This is a genomic window from Peptoniphilus hominis (ex Hitch et al. 2025) (assembly GCF_040096015.1).
In the GTDB taxonomy this organism is placed as follows: domain Bacteria; phylum Bacillota; class Clostridia; order Tissierellales; family Peptoniphilaceae; genus Peptoniphilus_A; species Peptoniphilus_A hominis.
Genome location: NZ_JBBMFO010000085.1, coordinates 1 through 581 on the forward strand (window position 1 = coordinate 1; position 581 = coordinate 581).

General features: G+C 28.1%; 1 protein-coding gene. It reads left to right on the forward strand.

Annotated features, from left to right (window positions below; genetic code table 11):
* The coding region (locus WMO19_RS09880) for an IS3 family transposase (RefSeq protein WP_349171705.1) at positions 1 to 581 on the forward strand (581 nt) is incomplete at both ends.

The following is a 581-nucleotide window of genomic DNA, read 5'->3' on the forward strand; positions in this document are numbered from 1 at the left end:
CTAAAAAGATTAGGCTATGTAATAAACAAGAAGAAAGTACAAAGACTAGTACAAAAACTAAAACTTCAAGTAACAAGCTTCTCAAGAAAAACAAGAAAATATTCATCATACAAAGGAACAATAGGAAAAGTAGCAGATAATGAAATAAATAGAAAATTCACAGTAGAAAGACCATATACACAAATAACAACAGATACAACAGAATTTAAATATCTAGAAAAAGATAAAAATGGAAACTATCAAGTAAAAAAACTTTACCTAAACCCATATCTAGATATGTATAATGGTGAAATCATCTCCTACGAAATATCAAAACAACCAACACTAAAACCAATACTAAAAGCCTTAGACAAAGCAATAGAAATAACAAGTATAAATAAAGAAGAAAGAGTCTTTCATTCAGACCAAGGCTGGGCTTATCAGGTAAAACAATATACATCAATACTAGAAACTCATGGAATAACCCAATCAATGTCAAGAAAAGGAAATTGTCTAGATAACTCACCAATGGAAAACTTCTTTGGGATATTAAAACAAGAAATATATTATGGCAAAAAATTCTACTCATATGAAGAATTAAA